At 68.7% G+C, this 23,184-nt stretch carries 16 protein-coding genes; 11 read left to right on the top strand and 5 right to left on the bottom strand.

Annotation, left to right across the window (positions count from 1 at the left end; genetic code table 11):
• Nucleotides 1–27 precede the first annotated feature (27 nt).
• Nucleotides 28–609, top strand: coding sequence for a hypothetical protein (locus tag L1Z78_RS19690; protein WP_234638040.1), 582 nt, complete (start codon nt 28–30; stop codon nt 607–609).
• A 63-nt stretch (nt 610–672) separates the two neighbouring features.
• Nucleotides 673–3,264: a bifunctional aconitate hydratase 2/2-methylisocitrate dehydratase gene (acnB, locus tag L1Z78_RS19685; protein WP_234638039.1), complete on the top strand. Its 2,592-nt coding sequence runs from the start codon at nt 673–675 to the stop codon at nt 3,262–3,264.
• 83 nt (nt 3,265–3,347) lie between these two features.
• Here acnB and L1Z78_RS19680 read toward each other — a convergent pair whose 3' ends face one another.
• Nucleotides 3,348–5,753 (bottom strand): copper-transporting P-type ATPase, encoded by a 2,406-nt coding sequence (locus tag L1Z78_RS19680; protein WP_418921637.1) that lies wholly within the window; start codon nt 5,751–5,753, stop codon nt 3,348–3,350.
• 98 nt (nt 5,754–5,851) lie between these two features.
• Nucleotides 5,852–6,664 carry a helix-turn-helix domain-containing protein gene (locus L1Z78_RS19675; protein ID WP_234638038.1) on the bottom strand — a complete coding sequence of 271 codons (813 nt, stop codon included), beginning with the start codon at nt 6,662–6,664 and terminating at the stop codon, nt 5,852–5,854.
• 131 nt (nt 6,665–6,795) lie between these two features.
• Here L1Z78_RS19675 and L1Z78_RS19670 point away from each other — a divergent pair, with 131 nt between their 5' ends.
• From L1Z78_RS19670 to L1Z78_RS19660, 3 genes are all read left to right on the top strand, one after another.
• Nucleotides 6,796–7,218 carry a hypothetical protein gene (locus L1Z78_RS19670; RefSeq protein WP_234638037.1) on the top strand — a complete coding sequence of 141 codons (423 nt, stop codon included), beginning with the start codon at nt 6,796–6,798 and terminating at the stop codon, nt 7,216–7,218.
• On the top strand, nt 7,218–7,616 hold the full coding sequence (locus L1Z78_RS19665) for a hypothetical protein (protein ID WP_234638036.1): 399 nt from the start codon (nt 7,218–7,220) through the stop codon (nt 7,614–7,616). The genes L1Z78_RS19670 and L1Z78_RS19665 overlap by 1 nt, the downstream gene beginning before the upstream one ends.
• A 185-nt stretch (nt 7,617–7,801) precedes the next feature.
• On the top strand, nt 7,802–10,681 hold the full coding sequence (locus L1Z78_RS19660) for an aconitate hydratase (RefSeq protein ID WP_234638035.1): 2,880 nt from the start codon (nt 7,802–7,804) through the stop codon (nt 10,679–10,681).
• Between the two features lie 27 nt (nt 10,682–10,708).
• On the opposite strand, the gene L1Z78_RS19655 is transcribed toward L1Z78_RS19660, so the two are convergent.
• Nucleotides 10,709–11,608, bottom strand: a complete 900-nt coding sequence (locus L1Z78_RS19655; RefSeq protein WP_234638034.1) for a LysR family transcriptional regulator — start codon at nt 11,606–11,608, stop codon at nt 10,709–10,711.
• A gap of 120 nt (nt 11,609–11,728) precedes the next feature.
• Here L1Z78_RS19655 and L1Z78_RS19650 point away from each other — a divergent pair, with 120 nt between their 5' ends.
• The 3 genes from L1Z78_RS19650 (at nt 11,729) to L1Z78_RS19640 (ending at nt 15,612) form a co-directional block, all read left to right on the top strand.
• Nucleotides 11,729–13,423 carry an acyl-CoA dehydrogenase family protein gene (locus L1Z78_RS19650; RefSeq protein ID WP_234638033.1) on the top strand — a complete coding sequence of 565 codons (1,695 nt, stop codon included), beginning with the start codon at nt 11,729–11,731 and terminating at the stop codon, nt 13,421–13,423.
• Nucleotides 13,424–13,487: 64 nt separating this feature from the next.
• The gene (locus L1Z78_RS19645; RefSeq protein WP_234638032.1) at nt 13,488–14,477 is read left to right on the top strand and encodes a Bug family tripartite tricarboxylate transporter substrate binding protein; all 990 of its coding nucleotides are present in this window, start codon (nt 13,488–13,490) and stop codon (nt 14,475–14,477) included.
• Between the two features lie 13 nt (nt 14,478–14,490).
• Nucleotides 14,491–15,612, top strand: coding sequence for a CaiB/BaiF CoA transferase family protein (locus L1Z78_RS19640; RefSeq protein ID WP_234638031.1), 1,122 nt, complete (start codon nt 14,491–14,493; stop codon nt 15,610–15,612).
• 14 nt (nt 15,613–15,626) lie between these two features.
• Here L1Z78_RS19640 and L1Z78_RS19635 read toward each other — a convergent pair whose 3' ends face one another.
• On the bottom strand, nt 15,627–17,282 hold the full coding sequence (locus tag L1Z78_RS19635; protein ID WP_234638030.1) for a GDYXXLXY domain-containing protein: 1,656 nt from the start codon (nt 17,280–17,282) through the stop codon (nt 15,627–15,629).
• Complete coding sequence (locus tag L1Z78_RS19630) at nt 17,279–18,250, bottom strand: DUF2157 domain-containing protein (protein WP_234638029.1); 972 nt, start codon at nt 18,248–18,250, stop codon at nt 17,279–17,281. Before L1Z78_RS19630 ends, L1Z78_RS19635 begins: the two co-directional genes overlap by 4 nt.
• A 197-nt stretch (nt 18,251–18,447) precedes the next feature.
• On the opposite strand from L1Z78_RS19630, the gene ccoG reads away from it, so the two are divergent.
• The 3 genes from ccoG to L1Z78_RS19615 all read left to right on the top strand — a co-directional run bounded on the left by ccoG (nt 18,448) and on the right by L1Z78_RS19615 (nt 23,043).
• Nucleotides 18,448–19,917, top strand: coding sequence for a cytochrome c oxidase accessory protein CcoG (ccoG, locus tag L1Z78_RS19625; protein ID WP_234638028.1), 1,470 nt, complete (start codon nt 18,448–18,450; stop codon nt 19,915–19,917).
• 213 nt (nt 19,918–20,130) lie between these two features.
• On the top strand, nt 20,131–21,969 hold the full coding sequence (gene ilvD, locus L1Z78_RS19620) for a dihydroxy-acid dehydratase (RefSeq protein ID WP_234638027.1): 1,839 nt from the start codon (nt 20,131–20,133) through the stop codon (nt 21,967–21,969).
• An 81-nt stretch (nt 21,970–22,050) separates the two neighbouring features.
• Entirely contained in the window at nt 22,051–23,043 is a 993-nt protein-coding gene (locus L1Z78_RS19615; RefSeq protein WP_197956953.1) for a Bug family tripartite tricarboxylate transporter substrate binding protein, read from the top strand.
• Nucleotides 23,044–23,184: the final 141 nt, after the last annotated feature.

Here is a 23,184-nt window from a genome sequence, read left to right as displayed (position 1 = left end):
GATAGGGAATTTGCAGGAGCCCAACGTATGAAGACAGTTATCGCCTCCATCCTGATCGCAGTCCCCTTGCTGGCCATCGGCCAGGGCGCCAGCGCCGCCGAGCCCGTGAAGAAGGCTCCGGCCAAGGCCGCCGCCAAGCCTGCGGCCAAGAAGACTCCCGCGAAGAAGGCCACCACGGCGAAGGCCGCGGCTGGTGCCGCCGCCGTGGGGGGCGCCGCCGCCGTGGCAGCCGCCGCACAGCAGCCGCTGGCTCCCGAGGAACTGGCCATTTCCGAGCGCGTGCACACCGGCCGCATCCCCTGCGAGCTGGGCGCCTACGTCAACGTGACGGCCGACCAGGCCAATCCCGGTTACTTCAACATCGATGGCAAGGGCTTCAAGTACCACATGGCGCCCGTCAAGACCTCGACGGGCACCGTGCGTCTGGAAGACAAGCATGCCGGTGCCGTCTGGCTGCAGATCGCCAACAAGTCCATGCTCATGAACCAGAAGGTCGGCCAGCGCCTGGCCGACGAATGCATGAGCCCCGACCAGCTTCAGGTGGCCGAGGCCATCAAGAAGAACCCGCCTCCCAGCCTGCTGGACGCACCCAAGCCCGCCGGCCAGTGACACTGGTCAGGACCTGAGCGTCCCGCAAGCAGCCCCACTTTAGAAAACCATGGAGAGAGAATCATGTTGAAAGCCTACCTTGACCACGTGGCCGAACGCGCCGCGCTCGGTATCCCCCCGCTGCCGCTGGACGCCAAGCAGGTTGCCGATCTGATCGAGCTGATCAAGAATCCGCCGGCTGGCGAAGACGCCTTCCTGCTGGACCTGCTCACGCACCGGGTGCCGCCGGGCGTGGACGATGCCGCCAAGGTCAAGGCCAGCTTCCTCGCGGCCGTGGCGCATGGCGACATCCAGGTGGCTCTCATCTCCAAGGCCAAGGCCACCGAGCTGCTGGGCACCATGGTGGGTGGCTACAACGTGCACCCCCTGATCGAGCTGCTGGACGACGCCGAAGTGGCGGGCGTGGCCGCCGATGCGCTGAAGAAGACGCTGCTGATGTTCGACTTCTTCAACGACGTGGCCACCAAGGCCAAGGCCGGCAACGCCAAGGCCCAGGAAGTGATGAAGAGCTGGGCGGATGCCGAGTGGTTCACCTCGCGCCCCGAAGTCGAGAAGAAGATCACGGTCACCGTGTTCAAGGTGCCCGGCGAGACCAACACCGACGACCTGTCGCCCGCACCCGATGCCTGGAGCCGTCCGGACATCCCGCTGCACTACCTGGCCATGCTCAAGAACACCCGTCCCGACGCGGCCTTCAAGCCCGAGGAAGACGGCAAGCGCGGCCCGATGCAGTTCATCGACGACCTCAAGAAGAAGGGCCACCTGGTCGCCTACGTGGGTGACGTGGTGGGCACCGGCTCTTCGCGCAAGTCGGCCACCAACTCCATCGTCTGGGCCACGGGCCAGGACATCCCCTTCGTGCCCAACAAGCGCTTTGGCGGTGTGACCCTGGGCGGCAAGATCGCTCCCATCTTCTTCAACACGCAGGAAGACTCGGGCTCGCTGCCCATCGAAGTGGACGTCTCCCGGCTGGAGATGGGCGACGTCATCGACGTGCTGCCCTATGACGGCAAGCTCGTCAAGAACGGCGAGACCGTGGCCGAGTTCCAGCTCAAGAGCGACGTGCTGTTCGACGAAGTGCGCGCCGGCGGCCGCATCAACCTGATCATCGGCCGCTCGCTGACGGCCAAGGCCCGTGAGTTCCTGGGCCTGCCGGCCTCCACCGTGTTCCGCCTGCCCCAGGCGCCCGCCGCTTCCAAGGCCGGCTTCACGCTGGCCCAGAAGATGGTCGGCCGCGCCGTCGGCCTGCCCGAAGGCCAGGGCGTGCGCCCCGGCACCTACTGCGAGCCGCGCATGACCACCGTGGGTTCCCAGGACACCACCGGCCCCATGACCCGCGACGAACTGAAGGACCTGGCCTGCCTGGGCTTCTCGGCCGACATGGTCATGCAGTCCTTCTGCCACACGGCCGCCTACCCCAAGCCCGTGGACGTCAAGACCCACCGCGAGCTGCCTGCCTTCATCAGCAACCGCGGCGGCGTGGCCCTGCGCCCCGGTGACGGCGTGATCCACTCCTGGCTCAACCGCCTGCTGCTGCCCGACACCGTGGGCACGGGCGGCGACTCGCACACGCGCTTCCCCATCGGCATCTCCTTCCCCGCAGGTTCCGGCCTGGTGGCCTTCGGCGCCGCCACGGGCGTGATGCCCCTGGACATGCCCGAGTCCGTGCTCGTGCGCTTCAAGGGCGAAATGCAGCCTGGCGTCACCCTGCGTGACCTGGTGCATGCCATTCCCCTGTACGCCATCAAGGCAGGCGCGCTGACCGTGGCCAAGGCCGGCAAGAAGAACATCTTCTCGGGCCGCATCCTGGAGATCGAAGGTCTGCCCGACCTCAAGGTGGAACAGGCCTTCGAGCTGTCCGACGCCTCGGCCGAGCGCTCGGCTGCCGGCTGCACGATCAAGCTCAACCCCGAGCCGATCAAGGAGTACCTGACCTCGAACATCGTTCTGATGAAGAACATGATCGCCGACGGCTACGCCGACGCCAAGACGCTGCAGCGCCGCATCGAGAAGGTCGAGGCCTGGCTGGCCAAGCCCGAGCTGCTCGAAGCCGACAAGGACGCCGAATACGCTGCCGTGTTCGAGATCGACCTGGCCGAGATCAAGGAACCCATCGTCTGCTGCCCCAACGATCCCGATGACGCCAAGTTCCTGTCCGAAGTGGCCGGCACCAAGATCGATGAAGCCTTCATCGGTTCGTGCATGACCAACATCGGCCACTTCCGCGCAGCAGCCAAGCTGCTGGGCGGCCAGCGCGACATCCCCGTCAAGCTGTGGGTGGCTCCGCCCACCAAGATGGACCAGAACGAGCTGATCAAGGAAGGCCACTATGCCGCCTTCGGCACGGCCGGTGCCCGCACCGAGATGCCGGGCTGCTCGCTGTGCATGGGCAACCAGGCCCAGGTGCGCGAAGGCGCGACGGTGATCTCCACCTCGACCCGCAACTTCCCCAACCGCCTGGGCAAGAACACCAACGTGTTCCTGGGCTCGGCCGAGCTGGCCGCCATCGCATCGCGCCTGGGCAAGCTGCCTACCCGTGAGGAGTACCTCAAGGAAATGGGCGTGATCGATGCCGACAAGGCCAGCGTCTACCGCTACATGAACTTCGACCAGATCGAGGAGTACGCGGACGTGGCCAAGGGCGTTGCCGCCTGAGGACGCTTCGGCGCCTTGAGCAAAGCCCGCTTCGGCGGGCTTTTTCTTTCTCCGGGCAAGGGCAGCGGCGCATGCCGCCGGTTTCACCTGGCGCCGCGCAGCCTCAGCGCATTGAAGATCACCGAGGCGGAGCTCAGGCTCATCGCCAGCGCCGCGATCATCGGCGACAGCAGCCAGCCTGTGAACGGATAGAGCAGGCCGGCGGCGATCGGCACGCCAATGCCGTTGTAGACGAAGGCGAACAACAGGTTCTGGCGCATGTTGCGCACCGTGTCCAGGGAGATCTGGCGCGCGGCGGCAATGCCGCGCAGGTCTCCCTTGATCAGGGTGATCTGTCCGCTGTTCATCGCCACGTCGGTGCCGGTTCCCATGGCGACTCCCACGTCCGCCTGGGCCAGGGCGGGGGCATCGTTGATGCCGTCGCCCGCCATGGCCACCACATGGCCTTGTTTCTGCAGCCTGTCGACCAGGGCCAGCTTGTCGGCGGGCTTGACTTCCCCGTGGACCTCGTCGATGTCCAGCCGTGCGCCGACGGCCTTGGCCGTGGTGAGTCCGTCGCCGGTGGCCATGACAATGCGCAGGCCGCTGGCATGCAGCGCCTCGATGGCTTCGTAGGTGCTTTCCTTGATCGGATCGGTGACCGCCACGATGCCTGCGAACTGCCCGTCGATGGCCAGGTGCATGATGCTGGCGCCTTCGGCGCGCAGCTGCTCGCCATCGGTCTTCAGGGAATCGACGCAAATGCCCTCCTGCTCCATCAAGGCCGTGTTGCCCAGCGCGAGGCGCCGGCCGTCGACGGTGCCGCGCACGCCGATGCCGCTGCCTGATTCGAAGTCGACGGGCTTGGACAGCTGCAGGCCCTTGGCCCGTGCCGCACTGACGATGGCTTCGGCCAGCGGGTGCTCGCTGCCCTGGTCCAGGCTGGCGGCCAGCTGCAGGATCTCGTCGGGCATGAAACCGGGGGCGGCGATGATGGTGTCGAAGGCCGGCTTGCCCAGCGTGAGGGTGCCGGTCTTGTCCACGATCAGCACATCGACTTCGCGCATGCGCTCGATGGCGCCCGCATCCCGGAACAGCACGCCTTGCGTGGCGGCGCGTCCCGTGGCCACCATCACCGACATGGGCGTGGCCAGCCCCAGCGCGCAGGGGCAGGCGATGATCAGCACGGCCACCGCGTTGATCAGTCCGAACACCCAGCTCGGCGACGGGCCGAACAGGCCCCAGACCACGAAGGTGGCCAGGGCCACCAGCACCACGGCCACGACGAACTTGCCCGCCACCACATCGGCCATGCGCTGCATGGGGGCCTTGGAGCGCTGGGCCGAGGCCACCATCTGCACGATCTGCGACAGCATCGTGGCCGCGCCCACTTTCTCGGAGCGCATCACCAGTGCGCCATGGGTGTTGAGCGTGGCGCCTATCAGCTTGTCGCCGGCCCGCTTGGCCACGGGCACGGGCTCGCCGGTGAGCATGGATTCATCGACCGAGCTGCCACCTTCGACGACGACGCCATCCACCGGGACTTTCTCGCCCGGGCGCACGCGCAGCAGGTCGCCGGCATGTACATGGTTGAGCGGCACGTCCTCCTCGCTGCCGTCGGGACGGATGCGCCGCGCGGTCTTGGGCGCCAGATCCAGCAGGGACTTGATGGCCGCCGAGGTCTGCGAGCGCGCCCTCAGCTCCAGGAGCTGCCCCAGCATGGTCAGGGAGATGATGACGACGGCCGCCTCGAAATAGACGGCCACGCGGCCCATGGACATGAACGAGTCGGGGAAGACGCCGGGCGCGAGGGTGGCCACCACGCTGTAGAGGAAGGCCGCTCCCGAGCCCAGCCCGATCAGGGTCCACATGTTGGGGCTGCGGTTCACCAGCGATTGCCAGCTGCGCTGGAAAAACGGCCAGCCCGTCCAAAGCACCACGGGCAGCGACAGCACCAGCTCGATCCAGGTCTGCGTGGCCATGGAGAACCAGCCCAGGAAATGGCCGAACATGGCCAGGGCCGACACGGCCACGGTCAATGGAAGAGTCCACCAGAAGCGTCGGCGGAAGTCGTCGAGCTCGCTGTGGTCTTCCTCGCCCGAGGGCACCATGGGTTCCAGCGTCATTCCGCATTTGGGGCAGTTGCCGGGGTGATCCTGCCGCACCTCGGGGTGCATGGGGCAGGTGTAGACGGCGCCGGCCTGCACCGCGGGAGGCGGTGAAGGCGCATGCGCCGGCGTGGCCTCGCCATGGCGGCCATGGTGTGCGCCGTGGCCTGGGTGCATGTCGGCCTGCACGGGCTGGCCCGGCCCCTGCGGCACCAGGTGCATCTGGCATTTCGGGCAGCGCCCGGGCCGGGGCTGGCGCACGTCCGCATGCATGGGGCACACGTACACGGTGCCCGTGTCGTCCATGGGGTTCAGGGGCGCCTGGCCTTGGGGAGGCTGGCCGTGCGTGGCCGCCGCAGCCCCGTCCTCGGGCCGCTGCTGCGGATGCTGTTGCTGGTTCATGGCAATCCTTTCAAGGGATTGCACGATTCTTCGGCTTCCTATTGTGTCAATGTCAAGCTTGGGTCCATGGCTTCGTCCTGGTCGCGCGGACCGGGGCTTCACACCCGCATTTGCGCCAGCAGCTCCCGGGTCTGCGTATCCGCCGGAAAGAACGACTCCACCGCCAGCTCCTGCAGCGTCACGTCCACCGGCGTGCCGAAGATGGTGATGGTGCTGATGAAGCTCAGGCGGCCGTGGTCGGTGTCCAGCGCGAAGGGAACGGCGATGTGGCTGGCGGGTGTTGCGCCGTGCGCGCCGGCTTCGTCTTCCTTGAACGGATAGCCTGCGATCTCGTCGTGCAGGGCCCGCAGCTCGGCATCCGACGTGGCGGCAATCTGCTGCTGCAGGCGGTGCAGCAGGTGTGCGCGCCAATGGGCCGCATTGGCCAGGCGCGGGCCCAGTCCTTCGGGATGCAGGCTCAGGCGCAGTACGTTGACGGGCGGCTCCAGCAACCAGGGCGCCACGCCGGCCAGCAGCAGCGGCACGATGGTGTTGGCGGCCACCAGGTTCCAGTGCCGGTCCACGGCCAGGGCGGGATTGGGCTCATGGCCCTTGAGCACCAGGTCCACGGCCTGGCGCGCGGCGGCCAGCTCCGGGTGGTCCAGCGGCCGGACTTGGTACATGGGGGCATAGCCTGCTGCCACCAGCAGCGCGTTGCGCTCGCGCAGTGGAACGTCCAGGCGCTCCACCAGGCGCAGCACCATCTCGCGGCTGGGCTGGGCGCGGCCGGTTTCCACATAGCTCAGGTGGCGCGTGGAGATGTCGGCCTCCAGCGCCAGGCCCTGCTGGCTCAGGCGGCGGTGCTGGCGCCAGTGGCGCAGGTGGTCGCCGAAGGGCGAGCGCGCGGTGGGTGGGTGGGCGGCGGAGCTCATGGGCTGCATCGTAGCGGCGGCCCGCGCGCGGCGGCCATGACCTGCGAGGTTATCGACCCTGTGCGGCACGCGGCCGACCATGCAGGCCATGGCATGCACGGTGCATGCCTGCTGACCCCAAGGAGACCGCCATGTCGATGTTCGCTTCCCCCCGTTTCCTTCCCCGTGTGATGTGGGCCGATGCCGCTTCCTGTGCCGCCACTGGCGCCTTGCAACTGGCGGCAGGGCAGCCGATGGCCGGGTTGACCGGCCTGCCCTCGGCCTTGCTGCAGGGAACCGGCTGGTTCCTGCTGGCCTATGCGCTGGCGGTGGCGTGGATGGCGGCCCGCTCGCCCATGCCCCGACGCCTGATCGGCCTGGTGGTCTTCGGTAATTTCGCCTGGGCGGCGGGCTGCATCGCCCTGCTGGCCCTGGGGGGACTGGCGCTGACTGCCTGGGGCGCTGCCTGGCTGCTGGCACAGGCCCTGGTCGTCGTGGTGTTTGCGGAGCTGCAATGGACAGGACTGCGCCGCACGCGTTCCGAGGCGGGCACCGTGCGTGCCGCGATGTCCTGATGCGGACGTCGGATCCCCGCTTCCTGTCGCGAACGCTGTGGGCCGACGCCCTGTGCTGCGCCTCTGCGGGTGCACTGCAATGGGCTCTTGTGCGGCCCCTGGCCGCCTGCACGGGGCTGTCGCGGCCACTGCTGCTGGGAACCGGGGGCTTTTTGCTGGCCTGGGCCTGCGTGGCTGCCTGGGGGGCGCTGCGCATGCCGCACAGCAGGAGATTGGTGGCCGTGGCCATCTCGGGCAACTTCGGCTGGGCCGCTGCCTGCCTTGTCCTGCTCGGGGGCGGCTGGCTGACTTCTCTGCCTGCGGGGCAGGCATGGGTGCTGGGGCAGGCCGCCATCGGCGCGGCGCTGGGCGGGCTGCAGTGCGCGGGGCTGTGGCGCAGCCGCTGGCCGGCTCGATGACAGGCGCGTGAAGGCGCGCCGTTTTTTCACGCGGACAACGTTGTCCGCGTGTGACTATCGCCAATGGCCCACAGCATTCCCGGGCACTTCTGGGCACAATGGAAATCAGAGTCTTGGAACATGTTCAGGATCGGGAAAAGGTCGCAGGCATGTTCCTTCCCAGAGTTTCATCCAGGAGTCTCACGATGCGCCACGAATACGAAAACACCCTCCAGTCCTTTGCTGCGGCGGGCGGCAAGAAGGGCAAGTTCTTCTCCCTGCCGGAGCTGGCTCGGCAGTATCCGCAGATCCGGCGATTGCCCGTGTCGCTGCGCATCGTGCTCGAATCCGTGCTGCGCAACTGCGACGGCAACAAGGTGACGCGCGCGCATGTGGAGCAACTGGCGAACTGGAAGCCCCAGGCCGAGCGCGTGGATGAGATCCCCTTCGTGGTAGCGCGCGTGGTGCTGCAGGACTTCACGGGCGTGCCGCTGCTGGCCGACCTGGCCGCCATGCGCAGCACGGCCGCGAAGCTGGGCAGGAAGCCCAAGGCCATCGAGCCGCTGGTGCCCGTGGACCTGGTGGTGGACCACTCCATCATGGTGGACTATTTCGGCACCAAGAAGGCGCTGGACCTGAACATGAAGCTGGAGTTCCAGCGCAACAAGGAGCGCTACCAGTTCATGAAATGGGGCATGCAGGCCTTCGACACCTTCGGCGTGGTGCCGCCGGGCTTCGGCATCGTGCACCAGGTGAACCTGGAGTATCTGGCGCGTGGCGTGCACAAGACCAGGGACGGCGTGCACTACCCCGACACCCTGGTCGGCACGGACAGCCACACGACCATGATCAACGGCATCGGCGTGGTGGGCTGGGGCGTGGGCGGCATCGAGGCCGAGGCCGCCATGCTGGGCCAGCCCGTGTACTTCCTCACGCCCGACGTGGTGGGCTTCGAGTTGTCGGGCCAGCTGCGCGAGGGCGTGACGGCCACCGACCTGGTGCTCACGGTGACCGAGATCCTGCGCCGCGAGAAGGTGGTGGGCAAGTTCGTCGAGTTCTTCGGCGAGGGCACGCGCAGCCTGGCGCTGCCCGACCGCGCCACCATCGGCAACATGGCGCCCGAGTACGGCGCCACCATGGGCTTCTTCCCCGTGGACGAGAAGACCATCGACTACTTCAGGGGCACGGGCCGCAGCAAGTCCGAGATCGAGGCCTTCGAGAACTATTTCCGCGCCCAGGAGCTGTTCGGCGTGCCGGGCGCCGGCGAGATCGACTACTCCCACGTCGTGCGCCTGGACCTGGGCACGGTGGCGCCCAGCCTTGCAGGGCCCAAGCGGCCGCAGGACCGCATCGAGATCGGCAACGTCTCGGCCCGGTTCGACGAGCTGTTCAGCGCGCCCGTGGCGCACAACGGCTTCAATCAGAACGCCGAACGCCTGGGCCAGCGCTTTCGCGTGGGGCCTGGTGAGGGCGAGGCCGCGCCGACCGACACACCGGCCCATCCCCCGGGAGCCCAGCGCTCTCTGGCCGAGATGGAGGCCAACAAGCCCCAGCTGGAGGCCGCACACAGCGAGGCGCCCGTCGAGCCAGCTCCCGCGTCGGCCAGTCAACTGAGCATCGCCAACGGCGACGTGCTGATCGCCGCCATCACCAGCTGCACCAACACCTCCAATCCCAGCGTGCTGCTGGCCGCCGGCCTGCTGGCCAAGAAGGCGGTGAAGGCGGGCCTGAAGGTGCAGCCGCACATCAAGACCTCGCTGGCGCCGGGCTCGCGCGTGGTCACCGAGTACCTCACCGAGGCCGGTCTGCTCCCCTACCTGGAAAAGCTGGGCTTTGCGCTGGCCGGCTACGGCTGCACCACCTGCATCGGCAATGCGGGTGACCTCACGCCCGAGCTCAACGAGGCCATCACGCGCAACGACCTGGTCTGTGCGGCCGTGCTGTCGGGCAACCGCAATTTCGAGGCACGCATCCACCCCAACATCAAGGCCAACTTCCTGGCCAGCCCGCCCCTGGTCGTTGCCTATGCGATCGCGGGCACGGTGCGCCGCGACCTGATGACCGAGCCCGTGGGCCAGGGCAAGAATGGCAAGGACATCTACCTGGGCGATATCTGGCCGACCAGCGACGAGATCCATGCGCTGATGAAGTACGCCATGAACGGCAAGGCCTTCCGCGAGAACTACGAGAAGGTGCGCACCGAGCCCGGCAAGCTCTGGGAGAAGATCCACGGCGTGACCGGCGCCACCTATACCTGGCCCGAGAGCACCTACATTGCCGAGCCGCCGTTCTTCGACGGTTTCCGGCTCGAGCTGGACGCGCCCGCCGCCGGCGCCGAAGGCTCCAACCCCTACGTGGTGCACGGCGCGCGCGTGATGGCGCTGTTCGGCGACTCCATCACCACGGACCACATCTCGCCGGCCGGCTCCATCAAGGAAAGCTCGCCCGCGGGCCAGTGGCTGCTGGCAAACGGCGTGCGCAAGGCCGACTTCAACAGCTACGGCTCGCGGCGCGGCAACCATGAGGTGATGATGCGCGGCACCTTTGCCAACGTACGCATCAAGAACCTGATGATCCCCGCGCTGGCCGATGGCTCGCGCGAGGAGGGCGGCCTGACGCTGTACCGCGACGGCACGGGCCAGGCCACCAAGATGCCGATCTACGACGCGGCCATGAAGTACCAGGCCGAAGGCCGCGCCACCGTGATCTTCGCAGGCGAGGAGTACGGCACGGGATCGAGCCGCGACTGGGCCGCCAAGGGCACGCAGCTGCTGGGCATCAAGGCCGTGGTGGCGCGCAGCTTCGAGCGCATCCACCGCTCCAACCTGGTGGGCATGGGCGTGCTGCCGCTGCAGTTCCTGGGCACGGACAGCTGGCAGACCCTGGGCCTGACGGGCGAGGAATTCGTGGAAGTGATTCCCGCCGCCGACCTGGCCCCGCAAAGCGAGGCGCAACTGGTGATCACGCGCGCCGATGGCAGCAAGCAGACCGTGGTGGTCAAGCTGCGCATCGACACGCCCATCGAGGTGGACTACTACAGGCACGGCGGCATCCTGCCGTACGTTCTGCGCCAACTCCTCGAGTAAGCCCCGCCTGCCGCTGCCGGCCGTTGCCTACTGCTGCTGCCCCAGCCGGCCCACGCTGTCGCGCAGGTGGGCCAGCAGCGATTCGACCAGGGGCTGCACATGGCCCGGGTGCCACATGGCCTGCATCTGCGACTGCGGGTGCCGGCCCTGGATGGGCACGAAGGCCAGCCCCGGAAAGCCCACGCGCTGCAGGCAGGACGGAACCAGGGACACGCCCTGGCGCAGCGACACCAGGGACAGCACGGACAGCCAGTGCCGCACCTCATGGTGCAGGTCGGGCGTGAAGCCCTCGCTCTGGCAGATCTGCCAGATCTGCTGGTGGTAGTCGGGCGAGACCTGGCGGGAGAACAGCACCATGCGCTCGCCCGCCAGCTGGCGCACCTGCAGCGTGCGCTGGCCGGCCAGCGCGTGGCTGTCCGGCAGGCAGGCCATGAACGGCTCGCTCACCAAGGTGTGTGATTGCAGACCGGGCGCGGGGCGCGTGGCGTGCAGCAGGCCCAGGTCCAGGCGCTCCTGCTGGAGCGCTGCGATCTGCTCGGCGCTGTTGAGCTCCAGCATGTCGATGCGCACCAGCGGGTGCCGGGCGCGAAAGCTCTCCAGTGCCTCGGGCAGCCCGCGGTAGATGGCCGAACCCACAAAGCCCAGCCGGATGCGGCCCTGCGTGCCTTCGGCGATGGCGCGCATGTCCTGCTTCACGCGCAGTGCCTGCTCCATGATCTCCTGGGCCTGGCCGCGCAGGTGCTTGCCGGCGGCCGTCAGCCGCACCTCCTTGCTGGTGCGCTCGAACAGCTGGGCACCCAGCTCGTCCTCCAGCTGGCGTATGGCCACGCTCAGCGGCGGCTGGGAGATGGCCAGCCGCTGGGCCGCGCGGCTGAAATGCAGTTCCTCGGCCAGCACCAGAAAGTATTTCAGTTGCCGCAGTTCCATGGTTTCTATCTGATTTGAATATTGATCAATACGTTATCAATATTTGACTCGAATAGGACTGTTTCCAAGAATGGGGGCATTCCCAGGGGCCATGGGCCCTCATGCACCAGGAGACAAACCATGAATGCAGACCCGCAGGCGCAGGCCGTGCTGCGCGCCGTTGCCGCCCAGGCCGTACCGGACCGCCACGGCAGCAATCTCTACACCACCGACGACCAGCTGGCGCCGCTGCTGGCGCTGTACCTGCCGCCCGAGGTGAACGCGCACCTGCAGCCCCATCTGGAGCGCATGGGCGCGCTGGCCGGCTGCGAGATCGACGAATGGGCGCTGACCGCCGACCGCAACCCGCCCGAGCTGGAGCACCGCGACCGCACGGGGCGCGATGCGCAGCGCATCGTCAAGCATCCGGCCTATGTGGAGATGGAGCGCATCGCCTACGGCGAGTTCGGCCTGGCGGTCATGTCGCATCGCACGGGGGTCCTCGGCTGGGAGGGCCGGCTGCCACCGCTGGCCAAGTACGCGCTGACCTATCTGTTCGTGCAGGCCGAGTTCGGCCTGTGCTGCCCGCTGTCCATGACCGATTCGCTGGCGCGCACGCTGCGCAAGTACGGCGATCCGGCCCTGGTCGAAAAGTACTGGCCGCGCATGACGCAGCTGCGCTTCGAGGACCAGGCCCAGGGCGCCATGTTCATGACCGAGCAGGCGGCCGGCTCGGACATCGCCAACACCCAGACGCTGGCGCGCCCGGCCGCCGACGGTAGCTGGCTTCTCACGGGCGACAAGTGGTTCTGCTCCAACCCCGATGCCGACTTCGCCATGGTGCTGGCACGGGTGGAGGGAGCACCGGCCGGCATGAAGGGGATCTCACTGTTCCTGCTGCCGCGCCGGCTCGATGACGGCTCGGCCAACCACTACCGCATCGTGCGCCTCAAGCACAAGCTGGGCACGCGCTCCATGGCCAGCGGCGAGATCGTGCTCGACGGCGCCGTCGCCTACCTCGTGGGCGAGCAGGGTCGCGGCTTCGTGCAGATGGCCGACATGGTGAACAACTCGCGCCTGTCCAACGGCGTGCGTTCGGCCGGGCTGATGCGCCGCGCCGTGGCCGAGGCCGAGCATGTGGCGCGCGAGCGCCGCGCCTTCGGCAAGGCCCTGCAGGACATGCCGCTGATGCAGCGCCAGCTCGACAAGCTGCGCATCTGGTCCGAGCAGGCCCGCACCATGGTGCTGCAGACGGCCCAGGCGCTGCAGCGTTCGGACGCGGGCGAGCCCGGCGCCTATGCGCTGCTGCGGATCCTCACGCCCATGATCAAGTTCCGCGCCTGCCGCGATGCGCGCAAGGTCACGGGCGACGCCATGGAGGTGCGTGGCGGCTGCGGCTACATCGAGGAATGGAGCGACCCGCGCCTGGTGCGCGACTCCCACCTGGGATCGATCTGGGAAGGCACCAGCAACATCGTGGCGCTGGACGTGATCCGCGCCATCAAGCGCGAAGGCTCGCTGCCCGTGCTGCGTGACCACGCGGCCCAGCTGCTGGCCCAGACCGAGGCGGCCACCGCCTTCAAGGCCGCGCTGTCGGCCAGCATGGACAAGGCCGCCGCGCTGGCCCTGCGCGCGGCCGAGGAGGGCGGCGATCGCCTGGCGCGCGCCGCTGCCTCGGGCCTGTACCACTGCTTCACGGCCACGGCCATGGCCTGGGAGGCATCGTGCACCGGCAGCGCCGAGCGCATGCGCTGGGCCCAGCTGGTGCTGCTGCACCGCGTGCTGCCGCGCGACCCCCTGTCGGCATCGGACCTGCCGGCCAGCTGGCAGGCCTGACGCCATCCCGCGAAGAACACATCCCGGCACAGGGATGAACATTTACCCATCGGAGACAGACAGCATGCCCCGCATTGACTCAAGACGCCGTTTCCTGACGGCCTGCGCGCTGGCCGCCAGCGCCGCGCTGCCGGCCCTGGCCTGGGCCGAACGCTTTCCCGAGCGGCCCGTCAGCTTCGTCGTTCCCTTCCCGCCCGGCGGGCCCACGGACGCCATGGCGCGCACGCTGGCGATCTCGCTGACCGAGACGCTGGGCCAGAGCGTGATCGTGGAGAACAAGGCCGGCGCTGGCGGCAACATCGGTGCCGACTTCGTGGCCCGCGCCAAGCCCGATGGCTACACCATCATGTTCGGCACCTCGGGGCCGCTGGCCATCAACAAGCACCTGTACCGCAAGATCAACTATGACCCGCAGACCAGTTTCGCGCCCATCATCCGCGTGGGTCACCTGCCCAACGTGCTGGTGGTCAACCCGGCCACCAAGGCGGGCACCGTGCAGGAGCTGATCGCCCAGGACAAGGCCAGGCCGGGCAGCCTGGACTATGCGTCCTCGGGCAATGGCGCCTCCTCGCACCTGGCCGGGGTGCTGTTCAACAAGATGGCCGGCACCTCGCTGCAGCACATTCCCTACAAGGGCACGGGCCCGGCGCTCAACGACCTGCTGGCGGGGCAGGTGAACATGACCTTCACCGACATCCTGACGGCCATGCCCTACATCAAGGCCGGCAAGTTCAAGGCCATCGGAGTGGCCACGGAAAAGCGCTCCCAGGCCATGCCCGACATCCCCACCATCGCCGAGCAGGGCCTGCCCGGTTACGACGTGAGCGTGTTCTTCGGCGTGGTGGCGCCTGCGGGCACCCCGGCCGACCGCATCGAGACACTGAACGCGGCCTTCCGCAAGGCGCTGGGCAGCGAACGCATCCGCAAGACGTTTGCCGACCAGGGGCTGGAGCCGGCATCGGATCTGTCGCCTGCGGGGCTGTCGACCTTCATCGCGCAGGAGGTGACCAAGTGGAAGGCCGTGGTCGATGCCTCCGGCGCCAAACTGGATTGAGGAAAGCACATTGATGACCACTTCCCACAGCATGGGCGCACTCCAGGGCATCAGTGTCCTCGATCTCTCCCGCATTCTTGGCGGCCCGCTGTGCGGCCAGATCCTGGGCGACCACGGCGCCGACGTGCTCAAGGTGGAGCCGCCGCAGGGCGACGATACGCGCGCCTGGGGGCCGCCGTTCCAGGACGGTGTGTCCTCCTACTACCGGGGCCTGAACCGCAACAAGCGGCTGCAGTTCCTGGACCTGTCCCAGGCCGAAGGCCAGCAGGCCGTGCTGGGGCTGATGGAGCAGGCCGACGTGGTGGTGGAGAACTTCAAGATCGGCACCATGGAGAAATGGGGCATTGGCTGGGAGCAGGTGCGCGCGCGCTTTCCGCGGCTGGTCTGGTGCCGCGTCAGCGGCTTCGGTGCCGATGGCCCGCTGGGCGCCTGGCCCGGCTATGACGCGGCCATCCAGGCCATGACGGGGCTGATGAGCGTCAACGGCGAGGCCGGCGGCGATCCGCTGCGCGTGGGCCTGCCCGTGGTGGACATGGTCACGGGCATGAACGGTGTCATCGGCGTGCTGCTGGCGCTGCAGGAGCGCCAGCGCAGCGGCCTGGGCCAGCTGGTCGATGTCTCGCTGTACGACAGCGGCATCTCGCTGCTGCACCCGCATGCGGGCAACTGGTTCATGAGCGGCAGGACGCCGGGGCGCTCGGGCAACGCCCATCCCAACATCTATCCCTACGACAGCTTTGCCACGGGCACCACGCCGGTCTTCCTGGCCGTGGGCAACGACCGCCAGTTCCGCCTGCTGTGCGAGCACCTGGGCTGCTCGCAACTGGTGGCGGACGAGCGCTTTGCCACCGCTGGCCAGCGTTCGCACCACCGCGATGCGCTCAAGCCGCTGCTGGAGCAGGCCTTGCAGGCCAGCGACGGCCCCGGGCTGGCCGATGCGCTCATGGCCATCGGCGTGCCCGCCGCGCCCGTGCTGGGCGTGGACGCGGCGCTCAACCACCCGCATACCCTGCACCGCAAGATGGTGGTGGAGATGGAGGGCGGCTACCGGGGCCTGGGCGCGCCCGTCAAGCTCAGCCGCACGCCGGCCAGCTACCGGCATGCGCCGCTGGCCGAGGGCGACAGTTTCGAGTGAGTTGCGTGGTGCGCTCAGGGGACGATGGGGCGCAGTTGCGCGTCAGCCATGCCCACCAGCAGCGCACGCCCGTCGGGCTCCACGCGGAACTCGCCGTAGCGGGCCTGCTCCCAGCGCTGGCCATCGCCTTCGCGGAAGTACCAGGCATCGGTCACCAGCGTCCACCGGCCGCCGCGCGGGGTGAGTTCAAAGCGCTGCTCGCCGGGCGCCAGCGGCTCGCTGGCCGTGCCGGTGCGCAGCCACTGCACCACGCCCTGTTCATCGAGCTTGCCGATGGCGTAGAGGCGTCCGCTGCGCAGGCTCTCTTTCTCCACGTCCCTGTCTTCGGAAGGCAGGCGGAAGTTCAGGCGCATGTAGTCGCCCTGCATCAGGGAGCGCGGGTCCACCGGCGCCAGTTCCACGAACACCTTGCGGCCCTGGGCGATGGTGCGCTCCTTCTGCGCAATGCCGATATTGGCCACCGCCAGCGTGCAGGCCGCCGTCAGCACCACCAGCCACGGCGCCCAGCGCTGCAGGGGCGCGGCGCCCGATGCGGCGGCGGTCTCCGCGCTGCCTGGCAGGGCTGCGGCGCGCGGCCCTGCCCAGGCCAGCAGGCCCAGCAAGGCGCCGCAGCCGGCCAGCACCATGGCCTTGGTGGCCAGTGGCCAGGCCAGCTGGTAGTAGATGCTGCCCACGATCCAGGCCGCAGCCAGGGCGGCCGCGGCGGCCTGCCGCCAGCGGCCGCTGGTGCCGGTCACCGCCAGCGCCAGCAGGCAGGCGCCCAGCCAGGGCAGGAAGGCACTCAGCACGGCCAGCACCACGGCAGCCACGGCGGCGCGTGGCTGCCGCAGCGTGGGCCATGCGCGCTGGGCGAACCAGGCGGCTGCCAGGGCCAGCACGGCCGAGCCGGCCTGCGTCAGAACGCCCATTGAGATGTTCGGCGCGGCTTCCTGCGCCAGCTCGCCCGCCAGGCCGCCGCCCAGCACGCCGGCCACCATGAAGCTCCTGCCGGACAGAAAGGCCAGGCCAGCCAGCACCGCCAGTAGCCAGCCCGTGGCAAAGGGCTCCAGCGCCGCCGCCATGCGGGTCTGTGCCGCAGACTGCCCCAGCGCGCGCCACTGGGCTGCCAGCAGCAGCATCCAGAGCAGCAGCGCCGAATGCACGATGACCCAGGTCGGCAGGCCAGCGTACAGGGTGGATGGATGGTTGTCAGGCCAGAGCATGGTGCAAAACAGCAGTGCGCAGGCGGCGCCCAGCAGCACGCGCAGCCAGGGCCTTGGAATGGCGGCCGTGCAGGCCAGCGCAATGGCCAGGCCTATCGCGCCCGCAGCCTGCCCCGACAGGTCGCGCGCCAGGCCAAAGCCCAGCAGGCCGGCGCCGGTCAGCATGGCAGGCAGGGCCAGCTGCTCCAGGAAGACGGGCAGCTCCTCGGCGCGCAGCACGGCCACGGCTGCGGCCAGCATCATGGCGCCGATCACATAGGTGCCGGCGCCGCGCTCTATCCAGTCGGACAGGGCAAACGCAAACAGAATCAGCAAGGGAAGAAGGGCCAGCCAGGCGCCCAGCGCCGTGAGCAGCACCACCGCCCAATGGCGTTCGCTGGCGGCAGGGCGGCGGTCCTGCAAGGCGGCAGGCGGCAGGATGCCCTGGTCCACGGCCTGGCGCAGCAGGGTGTCGTGTTCGTGGCTCATTGAAGGCCTCCTTCCGCGTTGCGTGACATTCGAAGCACCAGGCTGACCGTGGCCGCCAGCAGGCACGCAGCGCCCAGGCCGACGAGCAGCAGCATGCCCGTGAAGTCCGCCCCCAGTTTCTCCAGCAACAGATAGACCAGGCCGCACACCAGCAGCACGTTCAGGCCCAGCGCCGCACCGCTGAGCAGGAAGATATCGAAATGCCTGCGCAGGCCCGCCAGCGCCGCCGCGCCTGCCAGCAGCACCAGCCCCAGCGGGTACTGCGGCGCCACCGTGCTGTGGAACAGCCCGCTGATGGCTGTGGAGGTGATCATCGCCAGCGCCAGCGCACCCGCGCCGCGCAAGGCCCACAGCCCCGCGCCCGTGAAGCGCCGCAGGGCCGGTGCCATGACCGCGGTGACGGCAAGGGCGGCGCCCAGGGCCACGACGTGCACGCCCAGGTCGCGCGCCTGCACTTCCCAGAACTGCGGCGTATGGGCCTGCGCCCACAGCGCAATGCCCGTCATGGCAACCACCACCCAGGGCACCCAGACGCCATCGCTGCGCGCCGCCAGGGCCAGCGGCAGGGTCAGCGCTGCCCACAGCGCAAACAGCTGCCAGGGGTCCGCTCCCGTCTGGTAGGTCTGCCCGAAAAAGGCGAACAGCGCACCCGTGCCCAGCAGCGCCAGCACCGACAGCGGCACGCGCGCCGCCGCGCGCCATGCCGCGCCAAGACACATCACGAGCACGAAGCCCTGCAGCAGGGCAAAGCGCTGCATGCGGCCCATGCTCTCCCAATTGGCGGCAATCCACAGCACGATGCCCAGCCCGCCCAGCGCCGCGCCCAGCAAGGCCACCACGGGCCACAGGCGGGTTCCGAGCGCAGCCGGTTCCTGTCCGAATCCCGCCAGTGCGAACAACTGCACGGCGGCCTTGCGGTCCAGGCCATGCTGGCGGACGAGGTCATGCAATAAGGGGCGCAGGTTCATGGTGTGGATGTTCCTCGGGATGAGAGTCGGATGCCCGACTTTGCCAGAACCCGGCAGGGATGGCGCCATCTGATACGGTCGAATCCGCCGTATCTGCTGCTACCGCCAGGGCAGGGGGCTGGGCATAGTCCAGGCAGTCCCCGGCCATTCATGACAAGCCCGCATCAAGGGTGCACAGACCGGGGCGAAGGCCCCGCATGTCAGAACGACCGAAACCGCTCCCCGATGAACCCGCTACCGCCCCCAGGCAGCGGCCCGCAATGCGCAAGGTGATTCCCATCGCCGATGCCGCTGCCGACAGCCCCTTGTTCGAGACGCGCCGCAAGATCCAGCCGCGCTCCATCACGGGGCGCTTCACGAACTGGCGCTGGGCCATGGTCTGGCTCACCCAGCTGTTCTTCTATGGCGTGCCCTGGCTGCAGATCCATGGCCGCCAGGCCCTGCTGTTCGACCTGGAGCAGCGGCGCTTCTACATCTTCGGCTGGCTGCTGTACCCGCAGGACTTCATCTACCTGGCCGTGCTGCTCATCGTCTCGGCGCTGGCGCTGTTCCTGTTCACCACGGTGGCGGGGCGGCTGTGGTGCGGCTTCTCCTGCCCGCAGACGGTCTATACCGAGCTGTTCATGTGGGTGGAGCGCCGGCTCGAAGGCGACCGCAGCGCACGCCTGCGCCTGGACGCCAGCGGCTGGGGGCCGGAGAAGATCGCGCGGCGTGGCGGCAAGCATGCGCTGTGGCTGCTGATCTCGCTGTGGACGGGGCTGACCTTCGTGGGCTACTTCGTGCCCATCCGCAGCCTGCTTCCCGAGGTGCTGGCGCTGACCGGCGCCTGGCAGATCTTCTGGGTGCTGTTCTATGCGCTGGCCACCTACGGCAACGCGGGCTTCCTGCGCGAGCAGGTCTGCAAGCACATGTGCCCCTATGCGCGCTTCCAGAGCGCCATGTTCGACAAGGACACGCTGATCGTCACCTACGACACCGCGCGCGGCGAATCGCGCGGCCCGCGCCACAAGGGGGTGGACTACCGGGCCCAGGGGCTTGGCGACTGCATCGACTGCACGCTGTGCGTGCAGGTCTGCCCGGTGGGCATCGACATACGCGACGGCCTGCAGTACGAATGCATAGGCTGCGGCCTGTGCATCGACGCCTGCAACAGCGTGATGGACCGCATGCACTACCCGCGCGGGCTGATCCGCCTGTCCACGCAGAACGGCGTGGCCCGGGGCTGGCGCCAGAACGAGCTGGTGCGCCGCATCTTCCGCCCGCGCGTGCTGGTCTACGGCGCGGCGCTGGTGGCGATTTCCACGGCCATGGTGGCCAGCCTGGCGCTGCGCACGCCGCTCAAGGTGGACGTGGTGCGCGACCGGGGCACGCTGTCGCGCATCGTGGCCGGGGGCCAGATCGAGAACATCTACCGCGTGCAGATCGGCAATGCCACGGAGCAGGACCAGCGCTATGTGCTGTCGGCCTCGGGCATCGAGGGCCTGCGCGTGGCTTCGGAGACCGAAGTGGACGTGGGCGCGGCCCAGGACCGCTGGGTGGTGGTGCGGCTGCAGGCGCCCTACGGCGCGGCCGGACCTGGCTCGCACGGCGTGGAGATCACGGCCACGGCCGTGGGCGATGCGGGGTTGGCCAAGCGCGCGCAGACGACCTTCCTCGTCCCGCGCTGAGCACGCGGCCGATCCCAGGAGTACGGCGCAGTTGTTGTGCACGGTGTCCCGTCCGCTGCAGCGTGGACAGACACCGGTTTTGAGGCCCCGGGCTCGTACCGGGGCCCTTTTTTTTGTCGCCGACACGACTTGCGCAAGACACTTGCTGGTGTAAATGCTCATAAGAAAACGCGCGGAGCCCGCTATGGTGGGCGCCTGTTTCCCGGCCCGCGTATGAACAAGAAACCTGCTCCCCCCGACAACATCTTCTCCGAATCCAGCGCTTCCGCCTCTCTGGCCGACCCCGCCTCCGACCCCGCCTCCGGCACCGGCACAGCCGGCGCCCTCCCTTTCCGATCCGCGCTGATCCGCAGCGGCACCATCCGCGCCACCACGCGCAGCTTCCTGCACGCGCTGGGCCAGGACGACGAAGACATTGCACGCCCCCACATCGGCGTGTTCCACACGGGCGGCGAAATGAGCCCCTGCAACCTCAACCTGCGCGACCAGGCCCAGCATGCCAAGACCGGCATCTATGCCGGGGGCGGTACGCCGCATGAATGCCCGGTGGTGTCGGTCAGCGACGGGCTGACCATGGCGCATTCGGGCATGCGGTTTTCGCTGGTCTCGCGCGAGTTGATCGCCGACAGCGTGGAGGCCTCGGTGCGCGGCCACCAGTGGGATGGCATCTTCGCCATCGGTGCCTGCGACAAGAACCTGCCGGGCCTGATGATGGGCATGGTCCGCTGCAACGTGCCCAGTGTCTTCGTGCATGGCGGCTCGGCCCTGCCGGGACAGGCCCCCGGCGTGCACGGGCGGGACCTGAATGTGGTCGACACCTACGAGACCATCGGCCAGGTGCTGGCCGGCACGGCCACGGCGCAGGACCTGGAGGCCATGAGCCGCGCCTGCCTGCCCACGGCCGGCGCCTGCGCGGGCCAGTTCACGGCCAACACCATGGGCATGGTCAGCGAGGCCCTGGGCCTGGCGCCCATCGGCTCCAGCATGGTGCCCGCCGTGTTCAGCGAGCGCGCGCCGCTCATGCGCCGCGCCGCACGCCAGCTCATGCAGGCCGTGTGGGCCAGCGCCGAAGGCGGCGGCCCGCTGCCGCGCGACATCGTCACGCGCAAGGCGCTGGAGAACGCCTGCGCCGTGGTCAGCGCCACGGGCGGATCGACCAATGCCGCCCTGCACCTGCCGGCCATCGCGCACGAGGCCGGCATCCGCTTCCACCTGGACGACGTGGCCGAGATCTTCGCGCGCACGCCGCTGATCGCCGACCTGCGCCCCGGCGGGCGCTTCCTGGCACGCGACGTGTACTACATCGGCGGCGCCGGCGTGATCCTGCGCACGCTGATGGAGCAGGGCCTGGTCCACGGCGATGCGCTCACCTTCACGGGCCGCACCCTGGCCGACGAACTGGCCGATGCCGCGCCGCCCGACGGCGAGGTGGTACGCACGCCCGGCAATCCCATCACGCGCGACGGCGGTCTCACCGTGCTCAAGGGCAACCTCTGCCCCGATGGCGCGCTGCTGAAGACGGCCGGGCTCAAGACCCTGGTGCACCGTGGCCCGGCGCGCGTCTTCGAGTCCGAGGAACAGGCCCAGGCCGCCGTGCAGGCCATGCAGTACGCGGCCGGCGATGTCATCGTCATCCGCAACGAAGGCCCGCGCGGCAGCCCCGGCATGCGCGAGATGCTGGGCATCACCGCGCTGCTCTATGGCCAGGGCATGGGCGACAAGGTGGCCCTGCTGACCGATGGGCGCTTTTCCGGCGCCACGCGCGGCCTGTGCATTGGCTATGCAGGCCCCGAGGCGGCCGACAACGGCCCCATTGCCGCGCTGCGCGACGGCGACCTCATCGCCATTGATGCGCGCGCCGATGCACGCAGCATCACGGTGGAGATCGGCGAGGCCGAACTGGCCGCGCGTCTGGAACAATCAGCCGCCGCGCGCCGCCAGGCCCGGCCGCTGGGCGGTGTGCTGGAAAAATACGCGCTCACCGTGCGCCCGGCCCACCAGGGCGCGGTCACGCATTCGGGCCAGGTGGTCTGGCTGCGCGACGACAGTTGAAGCCGCCGGGCCGGCACGCATTTCCTCCACTGTTCCCCCACTGTTTTTTTCAGAGTTTCAATTTCAACCGGAGACATACGCATGAACATCGACCGCCGCCAATGGCTGGGCACCGCTGGAGCAGGTGCGCTGCTGGCCAGCCTGGGCCAGCAGGCCTGGGCGCAGGCCCAGGGGCCCATCGAGACCCTCAACATCATCACCGGCTTCGCGGCCGGGGGAACCTCGGACGCCATCTGCCGCCGCGTGGGCACCAAGCTGTCGGGCTATGCCAAGACCTCGGTGGTGGAAAACCGCACCGGCGCGGGCGGGCAGATCGCCATCAGCTACGTCAAGGGCCGGCCCGCCGATGGCGCGACCTTGCTGCAGACGCCCACGTCCATGCTGTCCATCTACCCGCACATCTACAAGAAGCTGCCCTATGACCCGATCGCCGACCTGGCGCCAGTCACGGTGGGCTGCATCTTCGACTTCGGCTTTGCCGTCGGCCCCGCCGTGCCCGCCAGCGTGACCACCGTGCCCGAATTCTTCGCCTGGGCCAAGGCCAACCCCGCAGGCGCCAACTTCGGCTCGCCCGCGCCCGGCTCCACACCCCACTTCATCGGCGCCCTGCTGGGCCAGCATGCCGGCGTGGACTTCAAGCACGCCGGCTACCGCGGCACCCAGCCGGCGCTGCTGGACATGCTGGGCGGCAACGTCTCCGCCGTCTGTGGCCCCGTGGGCGACATGCTGCAGCACCTGGCCGGCGGCAAGATGCGCATCCTGGGCGTCAGCGGCGCCAAGCGCAGCCGCTTCGCGCCCCAGGTGCCCACGCTGGTGGAGCAGGGCTACAAGGACATGGCGCACAGCGAATGGTTCGCCTTCTTCGTGCCCGCCAAGACCCCCGCCGAGACCGTGCAGCGCCTGAACGGCCACATGCGCAAGGCCCTGGCCACGCCCGACGTGGTGGACAGCCTGGCCACCTTCGGCCTGGACGCCCAATCCTCCACCCCCGCCGAACTGGCCGCGCTGCTGCAGTCCGAACTCGCCAAATGGGGCCCCATCGTCAAGCGCGTGGGATTCACAGCAGAGGGCTAAAAAGAACAAAACGGGCCGAGCGAAGCGAAGGCCCGAACCAACTCCCCGTATGTCAGCGCCTGCGTCGTGGCGGTTGCGGGGTTGCAAGCCTGCCGAAGGACAGGCTTGCTTCGTGATCTGACTCGCTGCGGTTGTCTGAGC

Source organism: Delftia tsuruhatensis (assembly GCF_903815225.1).
In the GTDB taxonomy this organism is placed as follows: Bacteria; Pseudomonadota; Gammaproteobacteria; order Burkholderiales; family Burkholderiaceae_C; genus Comamonas; species Comamonas tsuruhatensis_A.
Note: the sequence above shows the minus strand (reverse complement) of the source record. Positions and strands in the feature narration are given on the sequence as shown.

Excerpts from the sequence above, each read along its gene's own strand:
- L1Z78_RS19630 (WP_234638029.1), bottom strand. The coding sequence starts at position 18,250 with ATGAACCTGCGCCCCTTATTGCATGACCTCGTCCGCCAGCATGGCCTG.
- L1Z78_RS19650 (WP_234638033.1), top strand. The coding sequence starts at position 11,729 with ATGAATGCAGACCCGCAGGCGCAGGCCGTGCTGCGCGCCGTTGCCGCC.
- L1Z78_RS19615 (WP_197956953.1), top strand. The coding sequence starts at position 22,051 with ATGAACATCGACCGCCGCCAATGGCTGGGCACCGCTGGAGCAGGTGCG.
- L1Z78_RS19670 (WP_234638037.1), top strand. The coding sequence starts at position 6,796 with ATGTCGATGTTCGCTTCCCCCCGTTTCCTTCCCCGTGTGATGTGGGCC.
- L1Z78_RS19645 (WP_234638032.1), top strand. The coding sequence starts at position 13,488 with ATGCCCCGCATTGACTCAAGACGCCGTTTCCTGACGGCCTGCGCGCTG.
- L1Z78_RS19640 (WP_234638031.1), top strand. The coding sequence starts at position 14,491 with ATGACCACTTCCCACAGCATGGGCGCACTCCAGGGCATCAGTGTCCTC.
- L1Z78_RS19675 (WP_234638038.1), bottom strand. The coding sequence starts at position 6,664 with ATGAGCTCCGCCGCCCACCCACCCACCGCGCGCTCGCCCTTCGGCGAC.
- L1Z78_RS19655 (WP_234638034.1), bottom strand. The coding sequence starts at position 11,608 with ATGGAACTGCGGCAACTGAAATACTTTCTGGTGCTGGCCGAGGAACTG.
- L1Z78_RS19665 (WP_234638036.1), top strand. The coding sequence starts at position 7,218 with ATGCGGACGTCGGATCCCCGCTTCCTGTCGCGAACGCTGTGGGCCGAC.
- L1Z78_RS19635 (WP_234638030.1), bottom strand. The coding sequence starts at position 17,282 with ATGAGCCACGAACACGACACCCTGCTGCGCCAGGCCGTGGACCAGGGC.
- ccoG (WP_234638028.1), top strand. The coding sequence starts at position 18,448 with ATGTCAGAACGACCGAAACCGCTCCCCGATGAACCCGCTACCGCCCCC.
- ilvD (WP_234638027.1), top strand. The coding sequence starts at position 20,131 with ATGAACAAGAAACCTGCTCCCCCCGACAACATCTTCTCCGAATCCAGC.
- L1Z78_RS19660 (WP_234638035.1), top strand. The coding sequence starts at position 7,802 with ATGCGCCACGAATACGAAAACACCCTCCAGTCCTTTGCTGCGGCGGGC.
- L1Z78_RS19680 (WP_418921637.1), bottom strand. The coding sequence starts at position 5,753 with ATGAACCAGCAACAGCATCCGCAGCAGCGGCCCGAGGACGGGGCTGCG.
- acnB (WP_234638039.1), top strand. The coding sequence starts at position 673 with ATGTTGAAAGCCTACCTTGACCACGTGGCCGAACGCGCCGCGCTCGGT.
- L1Z78_RS19690 (WP_234638040.1), top strand. The coding sequence starts at position 28 with ATGAAGACAGTTATCGCCTCCATCCTGATCGCAGTCCCCTTGCTGGCC.